The 17,389-nt window shown below is 62.9% G+C and carries 16 protein-coding genes; 6 read left to right on the top strand and 10 right to left on the bottom strand.

Translation table 11 applies throughout. From position 1 onward, the window contains the following. Window positions 1-11: 11 nt before the first annotated feature. The 3 genes from BW989_RS02095 to BW989_RS02085 all read right to left on the bottom strand — a co-directional run bounded on the left by BW989_RS02095 (window position 12) and on the right by BW989_RS02085 (window position 5,907). On the bottom strand, window positions 12-3,767 hold the full coding sequence (locus BW989_RS02095; RefSeq protein ID WP_165688535.1) for a YhdP family protein: 3,756 nt from the start codon (window positions 3,765-3,767) through the stop codon (window positions 12-14). A gap of 62 nt (window positions 3,768-3,829) precedes the next feature. Further along, window positions 3,830-5,341, bottom strand: coding sequence for a ribonuclease G (gene rng / locus BW989_RS02090; RefSeq protein WP_076584850.1), 1,512 nt, complete (start codon window positions 5,339-5,341; stop codon window positions 3,830-3,832). Continuing rightward, window positions 5,338-5,907, bottom strand: coding sequence for a Maf family protein (locus BW989_RS02085; protein WP_076584848.1), 570 nt, complete (start codon window positions 5,905-5,907; stop codon window positions 5,338-5,340). The genes rng and BW989_RS02085 overlap by 4 nt, the downstream gene beginning before the upstream one ends. A 197-nt stretch (window positions 5,908-6,104) precedes the next feature. Here BW989_RS02085 and BW989_RS02080 point away from each other — a divergent pair, with 197 nt between their 5' ends. Together BW989_RS02080 and BW989_RS02075 are read left to right on the top strand one after the other, a co-directional pair. Then, window positions 6,105-6,824 (top strand): SIMPL domain-containing protein, encoded by a 720-nt coding sequence (locus BW989_RS02080; RefSeq protein WP_076584846.1) that lies wholly within the window; start codon window positions 6,105-6,107, stop codon window positions 6,822-6,824. A gap of 120 nt (window positions 6,825-6,944) precedes the next feature. Beyond that, a complete protein-coding gene (locus BW989_RS02075; protein WP_242651223.1) occupies window positions 6,945-7,655 on the top strand; it encodes an energy transducer TonB in 711 nt (236 codons plus the stop codon). Between the two features lie 63 nt (window positions 7,656-7,718). Here BW989_RS02075 and rlmH read toward each other — a convergent pair whose 3' ends face one another. From rlmH to leuS, 6 genes are all read right to left on the bottom strand, one after another. Beyond that, window positions 7,719-8,189, bottom strand: coding sequence for a 23S rRNA (pseudouridine(1915)-N(3))-methyltransferase RlmH (gene rlmH / locus BW989_RS02070; protein WP_076584844.1), 471 nt, complete (start codon window positions 8,187-8,189; stop codon window positions 7,719-7,721). A gap of 13 nt (window positions 8,190-8,202) precedes the next feature. Next, window positions 8,203-8,619: a ribosome silencing factor gene (gene rsfS, locus BW989_RS02065; RefSeq protein ID WP_076584842.1), complete on the bottom strand. Its 417-nt coding sequence runs from the start codon at window positions 8,617-8,619 to the stop codon at window positions 8,203-8,205. A gap of 33 nt (window positions 8,620-8,652) precedes the next feature. Continuing rightward, window positions 8,653-9,327: a nicotinate-nucleotide adenylyltransferase gene (gene nadD, locus BW989_RS02060; protein ID WP_076584840.1), complete on the bottom strand. Its 675-nt coding sequence runs from the start codon at window positions 9,325-9,327 to the stop codon at window positions 8,653-8,655. Between the two features lie 6 nt (window positions 9,328-9,333). Continuing rightward, entirely contained in the window at window positions 9,334-10,365 is a 1,032-nt protein-coding gene (gene holA, locus BW989_RS02055; RefSeq protein WP_076584839.1) for a DNA polymerase III subunit delta, read from the bottom strand. A gap of 6 nt (window positions 10,366-10,371) precedes the next feature. Further along, complete coding sequence (locus tag BW989_RS02050) at window positions 10,372-10,869, bottom strand: LPS-assembly lipoprotein LptE (protein ID WP_076584837.1); 498 nt, start codon at window positions 10,867-10,869, stop codon at window positions 10,372-10,374. A 62-nt stretch (window positions 10,870-10,931) separates the two neighbouring features. Next, window positions 10,932-13,679, bottom strand: coding sequence for a leucine--tRNA ligase (gene leuS, locus BW989_RS02045; RefSeq protein ID WP_076584835.1), 2,748 nt, complete (start codon window positions 13,677-13,679; stop codon window positions 10,932-10,934). Window positions 13,680-13,779: 100 nt separating this feature from the next. On the opposite strand from leuS, the gene BW989_RS02040 reads away from it, so the two are divergent. Continuing rightward, a complete protein-coding gene (locus BW989_RS02040; protein WP_076585281.1) occupies window positions 13,780-15,072 on the top strand; it encodes a metal-dependent hydrolase family protein in 1,293 nt (430 codons plus the stop codon). After that, window positions 15,069-15,320 (top strand): SemiSWEET transporter, encoded by a 252-nt coding sequence (locus BW989_RS02035; RefSeq protein WP_076584833.1) that lies wholly within the window; start codon window positions 15,069-15,071, stop codon window positions 15,318-15,320. The genes BW989_RS02040 and BW989_RS02035 overlap by 4 nt, the downstream gene beginning before the upstream one ends. Here the strand turns inward: BW989_RS02035 and BW989_RS02030 are convergent. Next, complete coding sequence (locus BW989_RS02030; RefSeq protein WP_076584831.1) at window positions 15,268-15,891, bottom strand: DUF998 domain-containing protein; 624 nt, start codon at window positions 15,889-15,891, stop codon at window positions 15,268-15,270. The two genes, BW989_RS02035 and BW989_RS02030, sit on opposite strands and share 53 nt — an antisense overlap. A gap of 76 nt (window positions 15,892-15,967) precedes the next feature. Between BW989_RS02030 and trxA the strand changes: the two genes are divergently transcribed. Next, complete coding sequence (gene trxA, locus BW989_RS02025; RefSeq protein ID WP_076584829.1) at window positions 15,968-16,846, top strand: thioredoxin; 879 nt, start codon at window positions 15,968-15,970, stop codon at window positions 16,844-16,846. A gap of 91 nt (window positions 16,847-16,937) precedes the next feature. Beyond that, complete coding sequence (locus BW989_RS02020; protein ID WP_076585279.1) at window positions 16,938-17,387, top strand: DUF4442 domain-containing protein; 450 nt, start codon at window positions 16,938-16,940, stop codon at window positions 17,385-17,387. Window positions 17,388-17,389 lie beyond the last annotated feature (2 nt).

Raw genomic sequence — 17,389 nt, 5'->3', positions numbered from 1 at the left:
GTCATTCCTGTTCAGTTTTTTCGTGTCGATGTAGCACGCGGCTTGGCCATGACTTCGACCTTAGGGGCATCCCAGGGGCCAGTGACGCGATACGACTTGGCACCGACTTCACTCAAGGGTTTCTTGAGTACCGCATTGGCAACGGCACCGACCGCCGCACCTACCGGACCACCGGCAATCGCGCCGACCGCAGTAAGTAGGTTGCCTGTGCGTGGGCGTACTTCGATGGTCTGATCGAACTGCTGGCTGACCATGTTCGCATTGCCCGTGATGTCTATTTGGGCCGCCGGACCTTCGATTACAAGGCCTTCGCTACGGGCAAGGCCGTCTGCAAACTTCACCTTGCCTTCGATACGATCGAAAGCGAAGCCTTTGTCGAAAAAGTCGCGGAAATCAAGCGTCAATCGCTGCGGCAGGCGGGCTACGCTCAGCAAACCAAGCACACGGCCTGCACCTGGCTCCAACTCGACCAACTGGCCATCACGTATGCTGACGTCAAGCGCACCAGTCAGCGCAGCAGGTGAAAAATCCGAAGGTGCCCCCGGCCAGGCCAGTGACATCCCCACGCGCCCGTTGCCTTTCTTGAGTTGGTCAACGAACCCCATGCGGCCCAGCAAGGCGCCGTAGTCGCGGCTATCGACCTGCACATCCATGCGTGTGCGCGCAGCCGAGCCCAAGCCCGTCCATTGTCCCTGCACATCGATGGCTTGATTCGGTGCGCGCAACTGCAGTGTCTCGACCTGCATGCCGGCCACGGTGGGGCGCGTCTTCAAAGTGAGATTACCGAAGCTGATGCCGTTCACCCGCATGTCCTGGATGGCGATGTCGAGCGGCGGCACGCGTGCAGGATTGACATCGTCTGGGCTGCCGGTCAGTGCACTCGTCGCGCCTGCTTTGGGCTTGCCGATACCGAAGGCTGCGCGATTGAATCGACCGGTAATCGTCGCGCCATCGGCTTGCGGAATATCCAGCATGCCTTCCAGACCGTTGCTCTCTACCTGCACGCGACTACCTGAAGCTGTTGGCGACAACTGCAGTCGTGCATCGGCATAGCGCTGACCCAGGAGGGTCAAGCGCGCAGCCTGCACATCCACACGAACCGGCTTGATGCTAGGGCCATCCTTGCCTGCACCACCGCTGCCGAATCCGGCCCAGGCCAATGCATCCACGTCATCGGCGCGGCCTTCTACCAACAGGCCCTGCAATGAAGAGGCGGCCGGTACAGTGCCGGTCCCTAACTGCGCACGGATACCGGTACGACCATCACGCGAGTGCGCGCGCAGCGCGATGCGACGCCCCAATACGACTTCGACATCCCCCGCATCTACTGGCAACGGGATACGCACCTCACTTTGCAAGGGCTCATTGGCCGGCTTGCCCAGGGGCGCCGGCAAGCGAATCGCCGTACCCACCAGATTGGATTGCAGATGGACGCGGCTCGGACGTGCATTGGCGGCATCGGCACTGGCTGGCAGTGCGACGGCGACCGTCCACTCGGAACTGCCTTGCAGGTAGGGTTGCAGCCAAGCCATGTCAGGTGCCTTGGCGAGCAACGCCTGGGTGGTGAGTGTCGCGGCAAGATCGGCTTCGAAGGCGTTGTCGCGGTCACGGACATGCGGCTGCCCTGCGCGCAAGCTCAAACGGCCGGGATGACCATCATGTTGCACGCTCATCCGTTCGGCGATGAAGCCTTCGCCATCGTAGTTCGCCATGCCGCTGACATTGCGGAACTCGAGATCCAGCTCGCGCTCGATTAACGTGGCACCACGCAGCGCCACGGTTCCCGCGATTCGCTGGGCCGGCGCATCATCATGCAACGGCTGAAACAGCGAAAACGTGACATCAGCCGGGCCACTGGCACCTACGCGCTGAAAGGTGCTGCCCAGGGTTTTCTCAAGCGGGCTTTGCCTGAGCAAGGTCAGCAATTGCGCCGCATCACCGCGCCCGTTCGCACCGATGGCCAAGCCACCCTTGCCGAAGTCGGCGATCTCCGCCGTCACCGTATCCACCTTGACGCCTGACAATTCTCCGCTGCCCTGCACCTTCATGCCCGGGCCGATGAAAGCCGCATGCAACCGCGCTTGCTGGATGGCAGGCCAGTCATGCTGGAAACGCAGCTGGCCATTGTCGATGTCTGCACGCGCTTCGAAGCGACCGTTATTGCCGGTGAACGGCCAATCATCGAGGTCGCCGGTGATGATTGCGCGGCCATTTTTCACACGACCGTCGACCAAGGCCATGTCCAGCCACTCGATGGCTTGCGGCGGCATCAAGTGACGAATCCAGAATTTGCGCGCGACGGGCACATCGGCTTCACCCAGTTGCGCGGCGATGTCGATCCACGGGAGCGTGCCGTCGTTCTGGAACCACAGTCCGCCGCGTGCATCGGCGCTGTAACCGCCGCCTTGGATATGCATGCCACCCGTGCCCACGCGCACGCCCTTGCCTTCGCGCCACAGCGAGACCGTGCCGCTGGCGGTGATGGGGTGCGGTACGCCGAAACCCCGCGGCCAATCGAAGATCATGCGGGCCTTGGGATCGAGCTGAAGCGACAACGCATCGCCATCCCCATGCAACTTGCCTGCGACACCTTCAAGCCCGGGTGCATTTCCTACAGAAAAAAATCCCAGACTTTCCGCACGCGCTTCGAGCGACTGCAACTGCTTGCCGGCGCCTTGCACCGCGACATCGTGCAAGCTGCCACCCGGCTTGGCACGTCCCAACCAATGACGCAAACCAGTTGGCAAGCGATCACTGAGATCCGCGACCTGCAGCAACGGCCCGATCGCGACATGGCCGGCGCGCACTGCCCAACGCTGTCCTTCATGGCGCACGGCGATGCCATCCATCCGTGTTTCGCGCCCCGCTTGCGTCCAGGTCAGCTCGGGCGCGCGAAACATCCACCCTTCACCATCGCGCATGAACTGCGTGCGTTGGCGAAGGCGTTCAAAACGCACTTCGGGGGTGGCACCGGGCGCGGGTGAAACCGGGCGCAACGCCACGTCACGCAAATCACTGATGCTGGTGACTGCAATCACACGACGCCCTTTCATTTCCAGCCAACTCTGAGCACGCCCATGTCCGGACACCAACATCGCGCCCTGCCAACGCAGCAGGCTGGACCAGCCTTCCAGGTCGATGCGACGTGCACCGGCGTAGACACGGCCGTCGCCACGCTTGCGGTCGATATCCATGCTGGCTTGCAGCGGCATCTCCACACCCTTCGCCCATGCGCGCACGCCGGCGCGTACGCGTGCGCCGCTTACTTGCATGCGCAAATCGATGCGCGGGATCTCGACATCCAGACCTGAAGCCGGCGCAACGATGCGCAAGCGTCCGCCAATCACTTGCAGCTCGCCCAGCCCTTCGAGCGTCTCCAACGGATCGCGCCCCGAAGACTGCCCGGGCAAGCCACGCACATGCCATTCCCCCGCGGGACTGCGTTCCAAGGTAAATGACAGATTGTGCAAACGCAGCTCGGTGAAGCGGCGCCCCGGCAGCCAACCGGTGTAAGGCGCGATCAAAACTTCGGCCTGCCCCAACGCGATGGCATCCTGACCCGGCCCGATGTGCAGGCCACGGAGCGCAAGCAGAGGGCCACGTCGCGTCCACTCGGCGCGTACTGCAGTGAAACGAACCGGTTGCTTGGCGCGCACCGACAACCAGCTGGCGATGGAGGCCGGATTCGATTCCACCCAGCGCAGGCCCTGCGTCGCCGCACCCACGCCAGGGCCAGTAACAAGACCAGCAACGCGAAGCTGTACCACGCGGACCTTCCTGCAAACCGCAGACCGCGACGCAACGGCGTCGGCATCAACGTCCTCCGCGGTCAGAGCAGCACGACATCGTATTGCTCCTGCAGGTATTGGTCATCCGCCTGGAAGCGAATCGATTTGCCTAGAAATTCTTCGAGCTCCGCGACGGCTGCCGATTCCTCTTCGGTGATGCGATTGACCACGATCGGCGATGCAATCACCAGCAAACGCTCGGCTTCGAACTGACGCACTGCGCGGGTGATCTCTCGGAAAATTTCGTAAGTCACGGTCTCGGCGGTTTTCACCGTGCCGCGCCCACTGCACGTACCGCAAGCTTCGGACAACTGGCGTTCCAAACTTTCGACCGTGCGCTTGCGCGTCATCTCCACCAGGCCCAGCGGAGAGAAGTCGTACACCGTGGTCTTGGCATGGTCCTTGATCAGCGATTTTTCCAGCGTGCGCAAGACTTGGCGACGATGGTCGACATCATGCATATCAATGAAGTCGATGATGATGATGCCGCCAAGATTGCGCAGGCGTAGCTGACGCGCCACCGATTGCGCGGCTTCCAGATTGGTGCGAAAGACCGTCTCTTCCAATGTGCGTTGGCCAAGGAAGCTGCCAGTGTTCACATCGACCGTCGTCATCGCCTCGGTCTGGTCGATGACGAGGTAGCCACCGGATTTCAGCGGCACCTCTTTCTGCAACGCACGCTGGATTTCGTCTTCGACGCCGTACAGGTCGAAGATTGGGCGTGCACCGGAATAGTGCTCGATTTTCTCGGCAAGACCGCTGTCTTCTTCCGACTCGCCCGGCATGTATTGCGCAGCGAACGTCCGCAGCTTCTCGAATGTCTCGCGCGAATCGACACGTACCTTTTCGACATCGCGGCGAATCAGGTCGCGTACCGCACGCAGTGGCAAATTGAGATCTTCGTAGACGCATTCACCGACGCGTGACTCACGTGAACCCTTCTCGATCAATGCCCACACGCGACTGAGGTAGGCGATGTCCTCGGCCAACGCTTCCGATGGTTGGCCTTCGGCATTGGTGCGGACGATGTAACCGGCCGCGGATGGCATCGACAATTCACTGACCAAGGCTTTCAGGCGCGCACGCTCGGCATCGTCTTCGATACGTGCCGAAACACCTACGACGCGCGATTGCGGCAGCAGCACCAGGTAACGCGAAGGAATGCTGATCTGCGTGGTCAGCCGTGCGCCCTTGCTTCCGATTGGATCCTTCAAGACCTGCACCACGATGTCCTGACCATCACGCAGGAGTTCGGTAATCGGACGCACTTGCGTCGGCTGAGGCGAAGCTTCCAACTGCTCATCGCCGCTGTTGACGGCAGCATTCGGACGGTGGATGTCATTCACATGCAGGAACGCCGCGCGCTCCAGACCAATATCGACGAAGGCCGCCTGCATACCGGGCATGACGCGTTGCACGCGGCCCTTGTACAGATTGCCGACGACGCCCCGCCGCCAGCCACGCTCGATGTGCAACTCCTGCAGCATCCCGTTTTCGACCACGGCGACGCGGGTCTCACGTGGAGTGACGTTGACCAGGATCTCCTCGCTCATGCGATCACCCCACACTGGCGAAGCAAACGACCCGTCTCGAACAGCGGTAGTCCCATCACGCCAGAGTGACTACCTGAAAGATGGCTGATGAACTCCTGTGCAGCACCCTGGATGCCATAGGCACCTGCTTTTCCCTGCCATTCACCACTCTCGATATAGCGCGCGATGCGGGCATCGTCCAGCGCGTCGAAAGTGACTTCGGATATCGATATCGCGTGCTGCTCCTGCCCGGCGGATACCAGCCATAGCGCAGTCGCGACGGTGTGGGTACGGCCAGAGAGTCGCTGCAGCATCGACGCAGCATCTTCGGCATCCACCGGCTTGCCGAAGACCTCATCGCCCAGGATCACTTCGGTATCAGCGCCCAGCACCCAGGTGCCCGGTACTGCAACCACTTGCAACAAGCCGGCGCCGGCCTTTTCACGGGCCACGCGGGAGACATAATCGAGGGGCGGCTCGGATTCGCCACGCACCTCCGGCACGTCGATTTCAAGCAGGCCGAAATCCACCCCCAGACGGGCCAAGAGTTCGGATCGGCGGGGGGAACGCGAGGCTAAACGCAGCATCCGACCAGCATAACCCGGGCAACCTGCATGGAAAGACCCATGCGGCGCTAATGGCGCTGAACACTCGGCAACAAGGTCCAGGCCTGCAACCCCGTTCCGTGTCACGGCCCGTTCACCCCGTCGAGACCACCCTTTCACTGTTAAAAAGGAGCTTCTACGTGACCCAGAACAATCGATTCCCCCGTCTTCGTCCCCTTATGCTGGCCATTGCCCTGGCCGCCGGAACCGCCATGACTGCTGCTTGCGCCCAGACCACCGCCCCCGCCACTTCAATGGTGTCCACCGATGGCACCTTGCTCTCGGTTAGCGCCGAAGCCACCAGCAAGCGCGTGCCGGATGTCGCGACGATCTCGACCGGCGTAGTCACTCGCGGCGCGGACACCAACACCGCAATGCGCCAGAACGCCGAGCAGATGGCCAAGGTGATGGCCGCGCTCAAAGGCGGGGGCATCAATGAACGTGACATCCAGACCACGGGCGTCAACCTCAACCCCCAATACCACTATGAGCAAAACCAGCCACCCAAGATCACCGGCTACGAGGCTCGCAACACAGTCAGCGTAAAGGTGCGTGACCTGGCCAAGCTGGGCACGATCATGGACACGCTGGTTGCCCAGGGTGCCAACGAATTGAATGGCCCCAGCTTCGAAGTGGACAAGCCTGACGAGGCCTACGACGAAGCGCGTCGCGCTGCACTTGAGAAGGCACAAGCTCGAGCCGAGATGTATGCCAAAACGCTTAACCTGAAAGTGCGCCGGATTGTCAGCATCGATGAAACCGGTGGCGGCTTCCGCCCGCCGGTGCCGGTGATGCGTGCGATGGCGATGGAGGCCAAAGGAGCTGCCGACACCGCCATTTCCCCTGGCGAAAGCAGCTTGAGCGTCAACCTCAACATCGTATTTGAGCTGGGACGTTAAGTACCCAGCACCTTCACAAGCAAAGGCCCCAATCGGGGCCTTTGCTTTTTGCAGGCCATCAACCCCGTTTCCCTGCCTGATGCGTTCTCCTGACTGCCAATACCGGCCAGGAGGTGGAATATGGTCAAGACATTACGCCTGAGTGCGACGCAAGCCCACGAAAGTCAGCGGCTCGATGCCGCGCGTATCAGCGGCATCAGCAGCGCGATCGCCCTGCACTTCATCGCGCTGGGCTTGTTGATGATGCCGGCGCAAGTACCCATCGGCACATCAGCGACCGAAAGCCGCACGCGTTTCGAGCCGGTTTTTCGCGAAGCATTGCCGCCACCTCCGCCGCCGATTCCGGTTGACGTCGTCGAGCGGCCCCGAGTGACGCCCAAGCCGGCGACGCCTACGCCGCCGCAGAGGGAAAGCGTGCAAGCGCAGGACAACACCCCTGCAACAAACGAGCTGCCCAGCATCGATGCGCCTGTCATCGTCGATCACGGCGAGACCGTCACCACGCCGTCAGGCGGCGGTGAAACCACGGTCCCCGGCGATGGCCAGCCGGTGTCCGGCATCACGCTGCAATACCTCAGCAACCCCAAGCCGGTTTACCCGCGTGATGCACTGCGCGATGGGTTGCAGGGCACGGTGATGCTGCGCGTGGTGGTAGATGAGTCCGGCAACCCGGTCGAGGTCAGTGTCGCCACCAGCAGTGGGCATCGCGTGCTGGACCGCGCGGCGCGCGAACAAGTGTTGCGCAAATGGAAGTTCGTGCCCGCGCGTCAAAACGGCCGAGCCGTGCGCGCCGTGGGTACGGTGCCGGTCGCGTTTTCGATCAACGGTTGATGTTTGATGGATGCGCAATCGCTGCCTGCATTACAGCAGGCAGCGACATCGCAATGACTACGTTCAAGCGCGATGGTAGGGATGGTTGGAGAGCATCGACATCGCGCGATAGAGCTGCTCAGCCAACACCAGGCGCACCAGCATGTGCGGAAGGGTCAACGGGCCCAGTGACCAGCGCTCGTCCGCACGCGCCAGCACGTCGGGGGCATGGCCTTCCGGACCACCGATCAGGAACGCCAGATCACGCCCCTGCCCGCGCCAGTGCTCCATGCGCTCGGCCAACTGCTCGGAGCTCCACGTCTTGCCGCGACCATCCAGCGCAACCACCCACGCGCCCTTGGGTAGCGCCGCCAGCACGCGCTCGCCTTCGTCATGCATCGCACGCACGGCATCGCGACCCTTGCCACGAATCCCGGGCGTCACCTCGTCCAGCTCCAACGGCAGGCCGTGCGACAGGCGCTTCTGGTATTCGCTGAACCCTTCCGCCACCCAGCCGGGCGGACGTTCACCGACCGCGACCAGCTTGGCCTTCATGCGCGGGCTGCGCTCAGAGCGCGTCTTCGGCGTCGGTCTCGCCGTAGCGCGGCGGCTCATCGCCGACCGTCCACAGGCGCTCGAGCGCATAGAACTCGCGCACACGCGGCAGCATCACGTGGACAACGACATCGCCCAGATCCACCAGCACCCACTCGGCTTCCTGCTCGCCTTCGACGCCCAGCGGCTGGTAATCGAGCTGCTTGGCAAACTTCACCACTTCATCGGCGATCGACTTCACGTGACGCGTCGAGGTGCCAGAGACGACCACCATGTAGTCGCAGACGCTGCTCTTGCCGCGCACGTCCAGCTCGACCACGTCCTGCGCCTTCAGGTTCTCCACCGCGTCGATGACGGTTTTTAGCAGCACATCCACCGGCGGCGGCGGGGTTGGTGCGCTGGTCTTGATCACTTGGGCCTGATTGGACAAACGACGGATCTCTCGATGGGGAATGGGCAGATTCTACCGCGTGGGAGCTGAAGGCCGCGGATTTACGCCATAAAGGCGGTGTTGGTCGATGTAATCGGCGACCGGGCGCGTCACCCATTCGTGCCACGACTGCCCTTGGGCGATGCGGCTTCGGAGCTCACTGGAGGACTCCGGCCGCAGCGGCAACTTGAGCCGCAGCAGGCGCCCGGCCGGGACTTGGTGCAGCTCGGAAGCCCGCATGCACCAATGCGGCTCGGCAAAGTTGCGTAGCTGCTCGGGCAAGGCATGTGGGTCGATGACGCTTCCGGGGCGCTCTGCGATCACGATATGGGCGAAGTCGATGAGCAACTGCCATTCTTTCCAACTCGGCAAGCCAAGGAAACTGTCCGCACCAATCAAAATGGCCAACGGCGCTTCATCGCCTATTTCTCGGCGAAGGTCGGTCAGCGTGTCGACGGTCCATGAGGGGCCATCGCGGCGCAGCTCGCGATCATCGACATGCAAGTCTTTTTGCCCGGCAATGGCCAACTGCAACATCGCCAGGCGCTCTTGCGCGTCGGCCGCGGTCGGGCCTTTGTGTGGCGGGTCGGCGGCCGGCATCAACCAAACACCGGCCTGCAGCCGATCACGAGCACTTCGCGCCACCCCCAGATGACCATTGTGTACCGGGTCGAATGTGCCGCCGTATTGGATGCGCAACGCAGCCACGATCGGTCAGGACGCCATCAACTTCATTGCGCGTGGTTCAGCCACGGCGACCAGCAAACGCTCCAGCTCGCGCCATGCATCACCGCTGGCACGCCCCTTGGCGATCCGGTCCACCTGCCCGGCATGGGCGAGAAAACGCGACCAGCGCGGCGCATCGTGGCGTTTGAGTGCACGCAGGTACAAGGCCTGCTTGGACTCCCAGATACGCAGCGCGCGGAACTCACCGTTGACGTTGCCGCCGCGCGCCTGCACTTGCGCCAGTTTCTCGGCCATCTGCAATTCACGTACCACTATGCCCAGTAAGGCGACCACCACTTCACCCTCGCCGCGCAGTCCTGCCAGCACGCGTGACACCTGTGCCGGCTGACCATTCAACGCGGCATCAGTCAGCCGGAAGACATCAAAGCGCGCAGCATCGGTAACCAATGACTGCATCGCCGCGGCATCCAATATCTTGCCTTCGGCAAGCAGCGCGAGCTTGTCGACTTCCTGCGCGGCGGCCAGCAGATTGCCTTCGACACGCGCGGCCAGTTGGGCGACAGCATCGCGATCCGCGCGCACGCCTTTCGAACGCAAACGCTTCTCCACCCAATCGACCAGCTCATGCGGCTTGACCGCCCAGGCGATGGCAACGTGGCCTGCCTTGGCGATCGCCTCACTCCACTTGCCGGCGTGCGCCTTGCTCCAGTCGTTGGCGGTGATGAGCAAAGTCACACCCGGCGGCGGATCCGCGCAAAATTCACTGATGACAGCCGCGCCTTCCTTGCCCGGCTTGCCAGTGGGCAGGCGCAGCTCAATCAAGCGTTGGCTGCTGAACAGGCCCATGCTGCCGAAAGAGGCCGCGAGCGCGGACCAGTCGAAATCACGGGCATCAGCCTCGAATACCTCGCGTTCGTCGCAACCGTTCGCACGGGCATGGGCACGCACGGCATCCGCAGCCTCGAGCACACGCAGTGGCTCGACGCCCGCGACCAGATAGACCGGGCGCAGCGGCTCCTGCGGCAGCTGGGCAGTCAGTCGTTCGGTATTAAGTTCCACCGGCGCTCAGCGCAGGCGGGAGGCAGCATCGATCCGGCGCAGGATGGCGGCCGACATATCGCGACGCAGCTCGCGCGACAACAACTCGCGTTCACTGGCCTTGCCCCGGGAATCCGCCGCCGGCGCGATGTAGTCCCGCGACAACTCGATTACCTGCTGCGGCACCACGTCCTTGCCATTGCCATCGCGCAGGGCGAATACAGTGGCATAGCGGAGGCTGAATTCTTGCGCGCGGCCCAATTCGTCCAGAGACAAAGGAGTATCACCCCATCGCTCAGAGATGATTTCAAGCGTCGCCACGCCCTCGGTCGCCGTCGGGTCCGCAGGCGCGGAGGCCCCCGCGCGCGCCAAGGCCTGCGCCAACGACTCGGCCAATGGACTATAGGGATCCGGCGAAACCACGCGCACCGGGCCAATGTCGTCCGGCAATGTCAGCGCGTTGCGCAAATGAAATCCACAGCCGGCAAGCAGCGCTACAAGGGCAACAATGATCAGCTTCTTCATGGGTGAAGTCTGGACGATGCGGCCGCTGCGGGCAATGTCTCCGGCTGAACGGCGAACACCGGTCAGCCAGCCACGATGTTCACGATGCGCCCCGGCACCACGATCACCTTGCGGATCGTTTGGCCCTGCAGATGGGCTGCGACACCCGGCTCGGCGAGGGCGGCGGCTTCCGTCACCTCACGCGTGGCATCAGGTGCGACCTCGATATGTCCGCGCAGCTTGCCGTTGACCTGCACGGCCAACGTGACCGCATCGCGCACCAATGCCGAAGGATCAGCCTGCGGGAACGCGACATCCTCCAAGACTTCTTCCGGGTGGCCCAATACTTGCCACAAGGCATGGCTGATGTGCGGGGTGATCGGGTTCAGCATCAACACCAAGGCTTCGAACGCCTCGTGGCGCACCGCGCGGCCCTGGTCGCTCATGTCATTGAACTTGCCGATGTTGTTGAGTAACTCCATGCAAGCGGCGATCGCCGTGTTGAAACTGTGGCGGCGCTCGTAATCGTCGCCCACCTTCTGAATCGTTTCATGCACTTGGCGGCGTAGCGTTTTCTGCGCCGCATCCAATTGCGATGCATTGACCTCAGGATGGTCCGGCTGCGAGGCGTGTGTGTGTATGTCGCGCCACAGACGGCGCAGGAAACGCGCCATGCCGTCGACGCCGGCTTCATTCCACTCCAGCGACTGCTCGGGCGGCGCGGCGAACATCGAGAACAGGCGCACCGTGTCGGCGCCGTACTTGTCGACCATCGCCTGCGGGTCGACGCCGTTGTTTTTCGACTTCGACATCTTCTCGGTGCCGCCGATGCCAACCGGCCGACCATCGGCCTTCAAGTGCGCGCCGACCACCTTGCCCTTGTCGTCACGCTCCACTTCGACATCGGCCGGATTGAACCAGGTCTTTTCGCCCAGATCGCCTTCGCGGTAGTAGGTATCGGCGATCACCATGCCCTGCGTCAGCAGGCGCTTGGCGGGCTCGTCGCTGTGCACCAGTCCCGCGTCGCGCAGGAGCTTGTGATAGAAGCGGAAATACATCAGGTGCAGAATCGCGTGCTCGATGCCGCCGATATACTGATCGACCGGCAACCAGTAATTCGCGCGATCGTCCACCATGTCGGCAGCGCCTGGCGACGTGTAGCGCGCGTAGTACCAGCTCGACTCCATGAAAGTGTCGAAGGTGTCGGTCTCGCGCTCGGCGGGCTTGCCACAGTGCGGGCAGGTGGTCTTGCGCCACTCGGGATCGGCCTTGATCGGGCTGACCACGGTGCCCGCGGCGAATGCATCCTGCACGTCTTCCGGCAACACGACCGGCAGCTGGTCTTCCGGCACCGGCACGGCGCCGCAGTCCGCACAATAAATGACGGGAATCGGGCAGCCCCAGTAACGCTGACGGCTGACACCCCAATCGCGCAGGCGATAGTTGATGCGGCGTACGCCATTGCCTTCGGCTTCGAAACGCTGGGCCAGTGCATCGAACGCGGCCTGGTAATCCATGCCGTTGTATTCGCCGGAATTGATCAGCCAGCCGCGCTCGGTCATCGCGCCTTTGTCGTTGATGCGTTCCAGGTACTCGCGCACCACCGGCACCGCGGCATCGATCTCGACCACGTCGATCGGGCCGTGCGCACCCAACGCCACCGCCATCGGGTCATCGTGTTGGACGACGTGCGATGCGATTTCTTCCAGCGCATCGCGCACCTCCGTCGTGGCGATGACCGGTTGGATCGGCAAGCCATACGCCTTGGCGAACTCCCAATCGCGCTGGTCATGCGCCGGCACGGCCATTACCGCGCCGGTGCCGTAGCCCATCAGCACGAAGTTGGCGACGTAGATCGGCACGTCTTCGCCGGTGATCGGGTGGATGGCCCATTGGCCGGTGGCCATGCCGCGCTTTTCCTGCGTCTCCAGTTCGGCCTCGGAGACACCGCCCTTGTTCAATTCCTTCAGGAACGCGGCGAGCTCGGGATTGCCTTCGGCGGCCTTGATCGCCAGCGGGTGCTCGCCGGCAATGCTGATGAAGGTCACGCCCATCAGGGTGTCGGGGCGCGTGGTGAAGACGGTGAGCGGTTCCGCTTCACCCTCCACCTTGAAGGCGATTTCCAGGCCCTCGCTGCGACCGATCCAGTTGCGCTGCATGGTCTTGACCGAATCCGGCCAGCCCTCGAGCGTGTCCAAGCCGTCCAGCAATTCCTGCGCATAATCGGTAATGCGCAGGAACCATTGCGGGATCTCGCGCTTCTCGACCACGGCACCGGTGCGCCAGCCTCGCCCATCGACGACTTGTTCGTTGGCGAGCACGGTCTGGTCCACCGGGTCCCAGTTCACCACCGCGTTCTTGCGATAGGCAATGCCTTCTTTCATCAGGCGCACGAACATGCGCTGCTCGTGGACGTAATAGTCGGGAGAGCAGGTCGCGAACTCGCGCGACCAGTCCAGCGCAAAGCCCAGCGACTTCAGCTGCGCGCGCATGTGGTCGATGTTGGCGTAGGTCCAGGTCGCGGGCGCGGTCTTGTTCTTGATCGCAGCGTTCTCCGCCGGCAGGCCGAAGGCGTCCCAACCCATCGGCTGCAGCACGTTGTGACCGGTCATGCGCTTGTGGCGGCTGATCACATCGCCAATCGTGTAGTTGCGCACATGCCCCACGTGCAACGCGCCCGATGGATACGGCAGCATCGACAAGCAGAAGTACTTCGGCTTGTCGCTGTCCTCGGTCACTTCAAACGTGCGGGTCGCGTCCCAATGGCGCCGGGCGGCGGCCTCCACGGCGGCGGGATCGTAGGCTTGGGCGGGATGGGCGTCTTCGGACATGGGCAAGCTTGGGGATGCGGACTGGTCAGACTACCGCAGCGCAGCATTCGCCGCCATGCGTGGGCATGCCACTATCGGCCCACATCTTTGGGGAATCGCCATGCACCACCAACTGCTGACCGCCGCCGTCTTGTCCACGCTTGCCCTGCCCGCCTTGGGGGCGGACACGAGCCTGCATTGCGGGAAACTTTTCGACAGCCGCAGCGGCAAGGTGCTGGGGCCGCATACGGTGATCGTGCGTGACGGCAAAGTAGCCGATGTCCTCTCCGGACGCGTGGAACCCGTGGGCGATGTGACATCGATCGACCTCTCCAGCCGCACCTGCATGGCCGGCTGGACCGACCTGCACGTGCACCTCGGCAGCCAATCCAGCCCCCAGAGTTATTCCGAGGGCTTTCGATTGGACGATGTTGATTACGCCTTTCGCAGCGTGGGTTTCGCCGAAAAGACCTTGATGGCCGGCTTCACCAGCGTGCGCGACCTGGGCGGCGAAGTGACGCCGCATCTGCGCAATGCCATCAACCAGGGCTTGGTGAAAGGGCCACGCATCTGGGCGGCGGGCAAGTCCATCGCCACCACAGGCGGTCACGCCGACCCGACCAACGGCATGAACAGCGTGCTGCAACATTTGATCGGCCCGCCCGGTCCCACCGAAGGCGTGATCAATTCCATCGACGACGCGCGCCAAGCCGTGCGCCAGCGCTACAAGGAAGGCAGCGATGTCATCAAGATCACGGCCACCGGCGGCGTGCTGAGCTATGCCAAATCCGGTGATGCGCCGCAATTCACCGTGGATGAAGTGAAGGCCATCGTCGACACCGCGAAGGACTACGGCTACCGGGTGGCCGCGCATGCGCATGGCGAAGAAGGCATGTACCGCGCGGTCGCCGGCGGGGTGAACACCATCGAGCACGGCACCTACATGAGCGAGCGGGTGATGTCGCTGATGAAGCAGAAAGGCGCGTGGTATGTACCCACGATCTACGCCGGGCGCTTCGTCGCCGAGAAAGCCAAGATCGATGGCTACTTCCCCGAGGTCGTGCGCCCCAAGGCCGCACGCATCGGGTCGTTGATTCAGGACACGGCTGCCAAGGCCTACAAGGGCGGCGTCAAGATCGCCTTTGGCACTGACATGGGCGTGGGTCCGCACGGCGACAACGCACGTGAGTTCATCTACATGGTCGAAGCGGGTATTCCTGCGACGGTCGCCTTGCAGTCAGCGACCATCGTGGCTGCGGAGGTGTTGGGTGTCGATGACCAGGGCGTGGTCGAAGCCGGCAAGCGCGCCGACATCATCGCCATGCCGGGTGATCCCGTCGCCGACATCCACCATGTACTGAAAGTCGACTTTGTGATGAAGGATGGCGTGGTCTATCGGGAGCCCATACGATGAGCATGGAATGGATCGGCTACGTCGCGGCCACGCTCACCACGGTGGCGTTCGTGCCGCAGGCAATCAAGACCATCCGCACGCGTGACACCAAAGGCATCTCGCTGGGGATGTACGTGGTGTTCACGATCGGCATCGCCTGTTGGTTCGGCTATGGCCTGGTGTTGCAATCATGGCCGATGATCATCGCCAACATCATCACCTTCCTGCTGTCGGCGACGATCCTGGTGATGAAGCTTCGCCACGGCTGAGCGCCAACGTCACCGCGAGCCACCACCCCAACCACACGGCGATGCCGATGCGATACGCAAGCGCCACCGACAACGGCAACAGACCCAACATGGCTAATGGCATCAGCAACCCGATGGCGAAGCTGGCGATGCGCAAGCTCTTGGGTAAGCCGCGCGGCAAGGCCAACAACAGTGTCGATACGGTAAGCGTCAGCCACCAAAGCAACCACGATGCGGCATGCCAGCGATTGGCGCCGTCATCGGGTAAACGCGTGGGGTCCAGATTGCACAGTCCCTGCAGCGCGTAACCCAGCGCGGCCAGCAAACCAAGTTGCAAGGCGATACGCAGCGGCCATGCTTCGCCTGCGGGCAAGCGACCACGCATCGTCCACGCGACGGCCACAATCAACGCCCCGGGCAGCACAAACAACAACATGTTGGCGATGCGCCATCCGGGCGCGCCCGTCGCGCCCAGCGAGGCGAGTGAATGACGCGCGTGCTGGTAATCCTGCACCCCATGGCCGAAATACCAGGCAGCGCCGACAATCGAAATTGTCGCCAAGATCAATGCGAGCACCGGCCAACGCTTCATCGTGCCTGCTCACGGTTGCAAAACATGCCTCGCGCCACCATCTGTCCTTGCATCCACTTTTGAACCGGACGCCATCATGACCGATTCCGCCACCACCCTGCCCCATGTCTTCGACGCCACTGCCGCCAACTTCGAGGCCGACGTCATTCGTGCATCCGTCGATACCCCGGTGCTGGTGGACTTCTGGGCGACGTGGTGTGGTCCCTGCAAGACGCTGGGCCCGATCCTCGAGAAGCTCGCCGCGGATTACGGCGGCGCATTCCGCCTGGCCAAGGTCGATGTCGATCAGGAGCAGCAGCTCGCTGCCGCGTTCCAGATCCGCTCGGTGCCGACGGTGATGCTGGTCAAGGGCGGCCAACTGGTCGATGGTTTTCCTGGCGCATTGCCGGAAGGCGAGCTGCGCCAGTTTCTGGCCGGCCATGACATCCACCCGCTCGAAGGCAGCGCGGATGATGCCGAGGCGGAACCCACACCGCCCGCCGACCCGCATGAAGAAGTCCTGCGGCTGCGCAAGCTGGCGGAAGCCGAGCCCGACAAGGCCGAACACAAGCTCGATCTCGCCCTCGCACTTCTGGCCACGGGCGCTGCGCCTGAGGCAGAGCAATTGCTGGACGGCCTGCCCGCAAACCTCAGCACCGATGATCGCGCGGTCAAGGCACGCGCACGCTTGGGCTTTGCCTCGCTACTGAAAGACGCCCCGCCACGTGAAGTGCTGCAGGCAGCCATCGCCAGTAACCCGGATGATTTGAAGGCACGGCACCTGTTGGGCGTCCACGAACTGGTCTCGGGCGATGCCGAATCCGGCCTGCAGCAATTCATCGAGATGTTGCGTCGTGACCGCCAATACGAGAACGGTCTGCCGCGCACCACACTGATCGATGCCTTCCGCATCCTCGACGACGAAGACCTGGTGTCGAAGTACCGCCGCCAGATGTCGGCTTTGCTGCTGAGCTGATTTCGAATCAGGCCGGGCTTGCGGTCAACCATTCGCATGCGTATTGTCTGGATTCCACCCTGCGACGCCCGTCCGATCTCTGCTGATGGAAATGACCCCACGCCTGCTGCGCTTCGGCATGAACTTGTGGCCGCCGTTCCTGTTCACTGGCATCCACGTCACCGACATCGGCGCCGACTGGCGCAGCGCCCGTGTGGAGCTGCGCCTTCGCCCGTGGAATAGGAACTACGTCGGCACCCAATTTGGCGGCAGCCTGTTCGCAATGACCGATCCCTACTGGATGCTGTTGATGCTGCATGCCCTGCCGCGCGACTACATCGTCTGGGACAAGGCGGGCGAGATCGAATTCGTCAAACCCGGTCGCAGCACGGTGCATGCCGAATTCCACCTGAGTGATGCGGTGATCAAAGAGGTCATCGCGGCAGCCGCCAACGGCGACAAAGTCCTGCGCTGGTTCGACACCGATGTGATCGATGCCGAGGGCGAAGTGGTCGCGAAAGTGCGCAAGCAGCTGTACATCCGCCGCAAGCGCGATCGTTGATC

Origin of the sequence: Solilutibacter tolerans (genome assembly GCF_900155935.1) — a bacterium.
In the GTDB taxonomy this organism is placed as follows: domain Bacteria; phylum Pseudomonadota; class Gammaproteobacteria; order Xanthomonadales; family Xanthomonadaceae; genus Solilutibacter; species Solilutibacter tolerans.
This window is presented reverse-complemented; position numbering and strand designations above follow the sequence as displayed.

Coding starts and splice junctions, on each gene's coding strand:
- rng (WP_076584850.1), bottom strand. CDS start 5,341: ATGAGCGAGGAGATCCTGGTCAACGTCACTCCACGTGAGACCCGCGTC.
- BW989_RS02085 (WP_076584848.1), bottom strand. CDS start 5,907: ATGCTGCGTTTAGCCTCGCGTTCCCCCCGCCGATCCGAACTCTTGGCC.
- BW989_RS02080 (WP_076584846.1), top strand. CDS start 6,105: ATGCTGGCCATTGCCCTGGCCGCCGGAACCGCCATGACTGCTGCTTGC.
- BW989_RS02075 (WP_242651223.1), top strand. CDS start 6,945: ATGGTCAAGACATTACGCCTGAGTGCGACGCAAGCCCACGAAAGTCAG.
- rlmH (WP_076584844.1), bottom strand. CDS start 8,189: ATGAAGGCCAAGCTGGTCGCGGTCGGTGAACGTCCGCCCGGCTGGGTG.
- BW989_RS02050 (WP_076584837.1), bottom strand. CDS start 10,869: ATGAAGAAGCTGATCATTGTTGCCCTTGTAGCGCTGCTTGCCGGCTGT.
- leuS (WP_076584835.1), bottom strand. CDS start 13,679: ATGTCCGAAGACGCCCATCCCGCCCAAGCCTACGATCCCGCCGCCGTG.
- BW989_RS02040 (WP_076585281.1), top strand. CDS start 13,780: ATGCACCACCAACTGCTGACCGCCGCCGTCTTGTCCACGCTTGCCCTG.
- BW989_RS02035 (WP_076584833.1), top strand. CDS start 15,069: ATGAGCATGGAATGGATCGGCTACGTCGCGGCCACGCTCACCACGGTG.
- BW989_RS02030 (WP_076584831.1), bottom strand. CDS start 15,891: ATGAAGCGTTGGCCGGTGCTCGCATTGATCTTGGCGACAATTTCGATT.
- trxA (WP_076584829.1), top strand. CDS start 15,968: ATGACCGATTCCGCCACCACCCTGCCCCATGTCTTCGACGCCACTGCC.
- BW989_RS02020 (WP_076585279.1), top strand. CDS start 16,938: ATGACCCCACGCCTGCTGCGCTTCGGCATGAACTTGTGGCCGCCGTTC.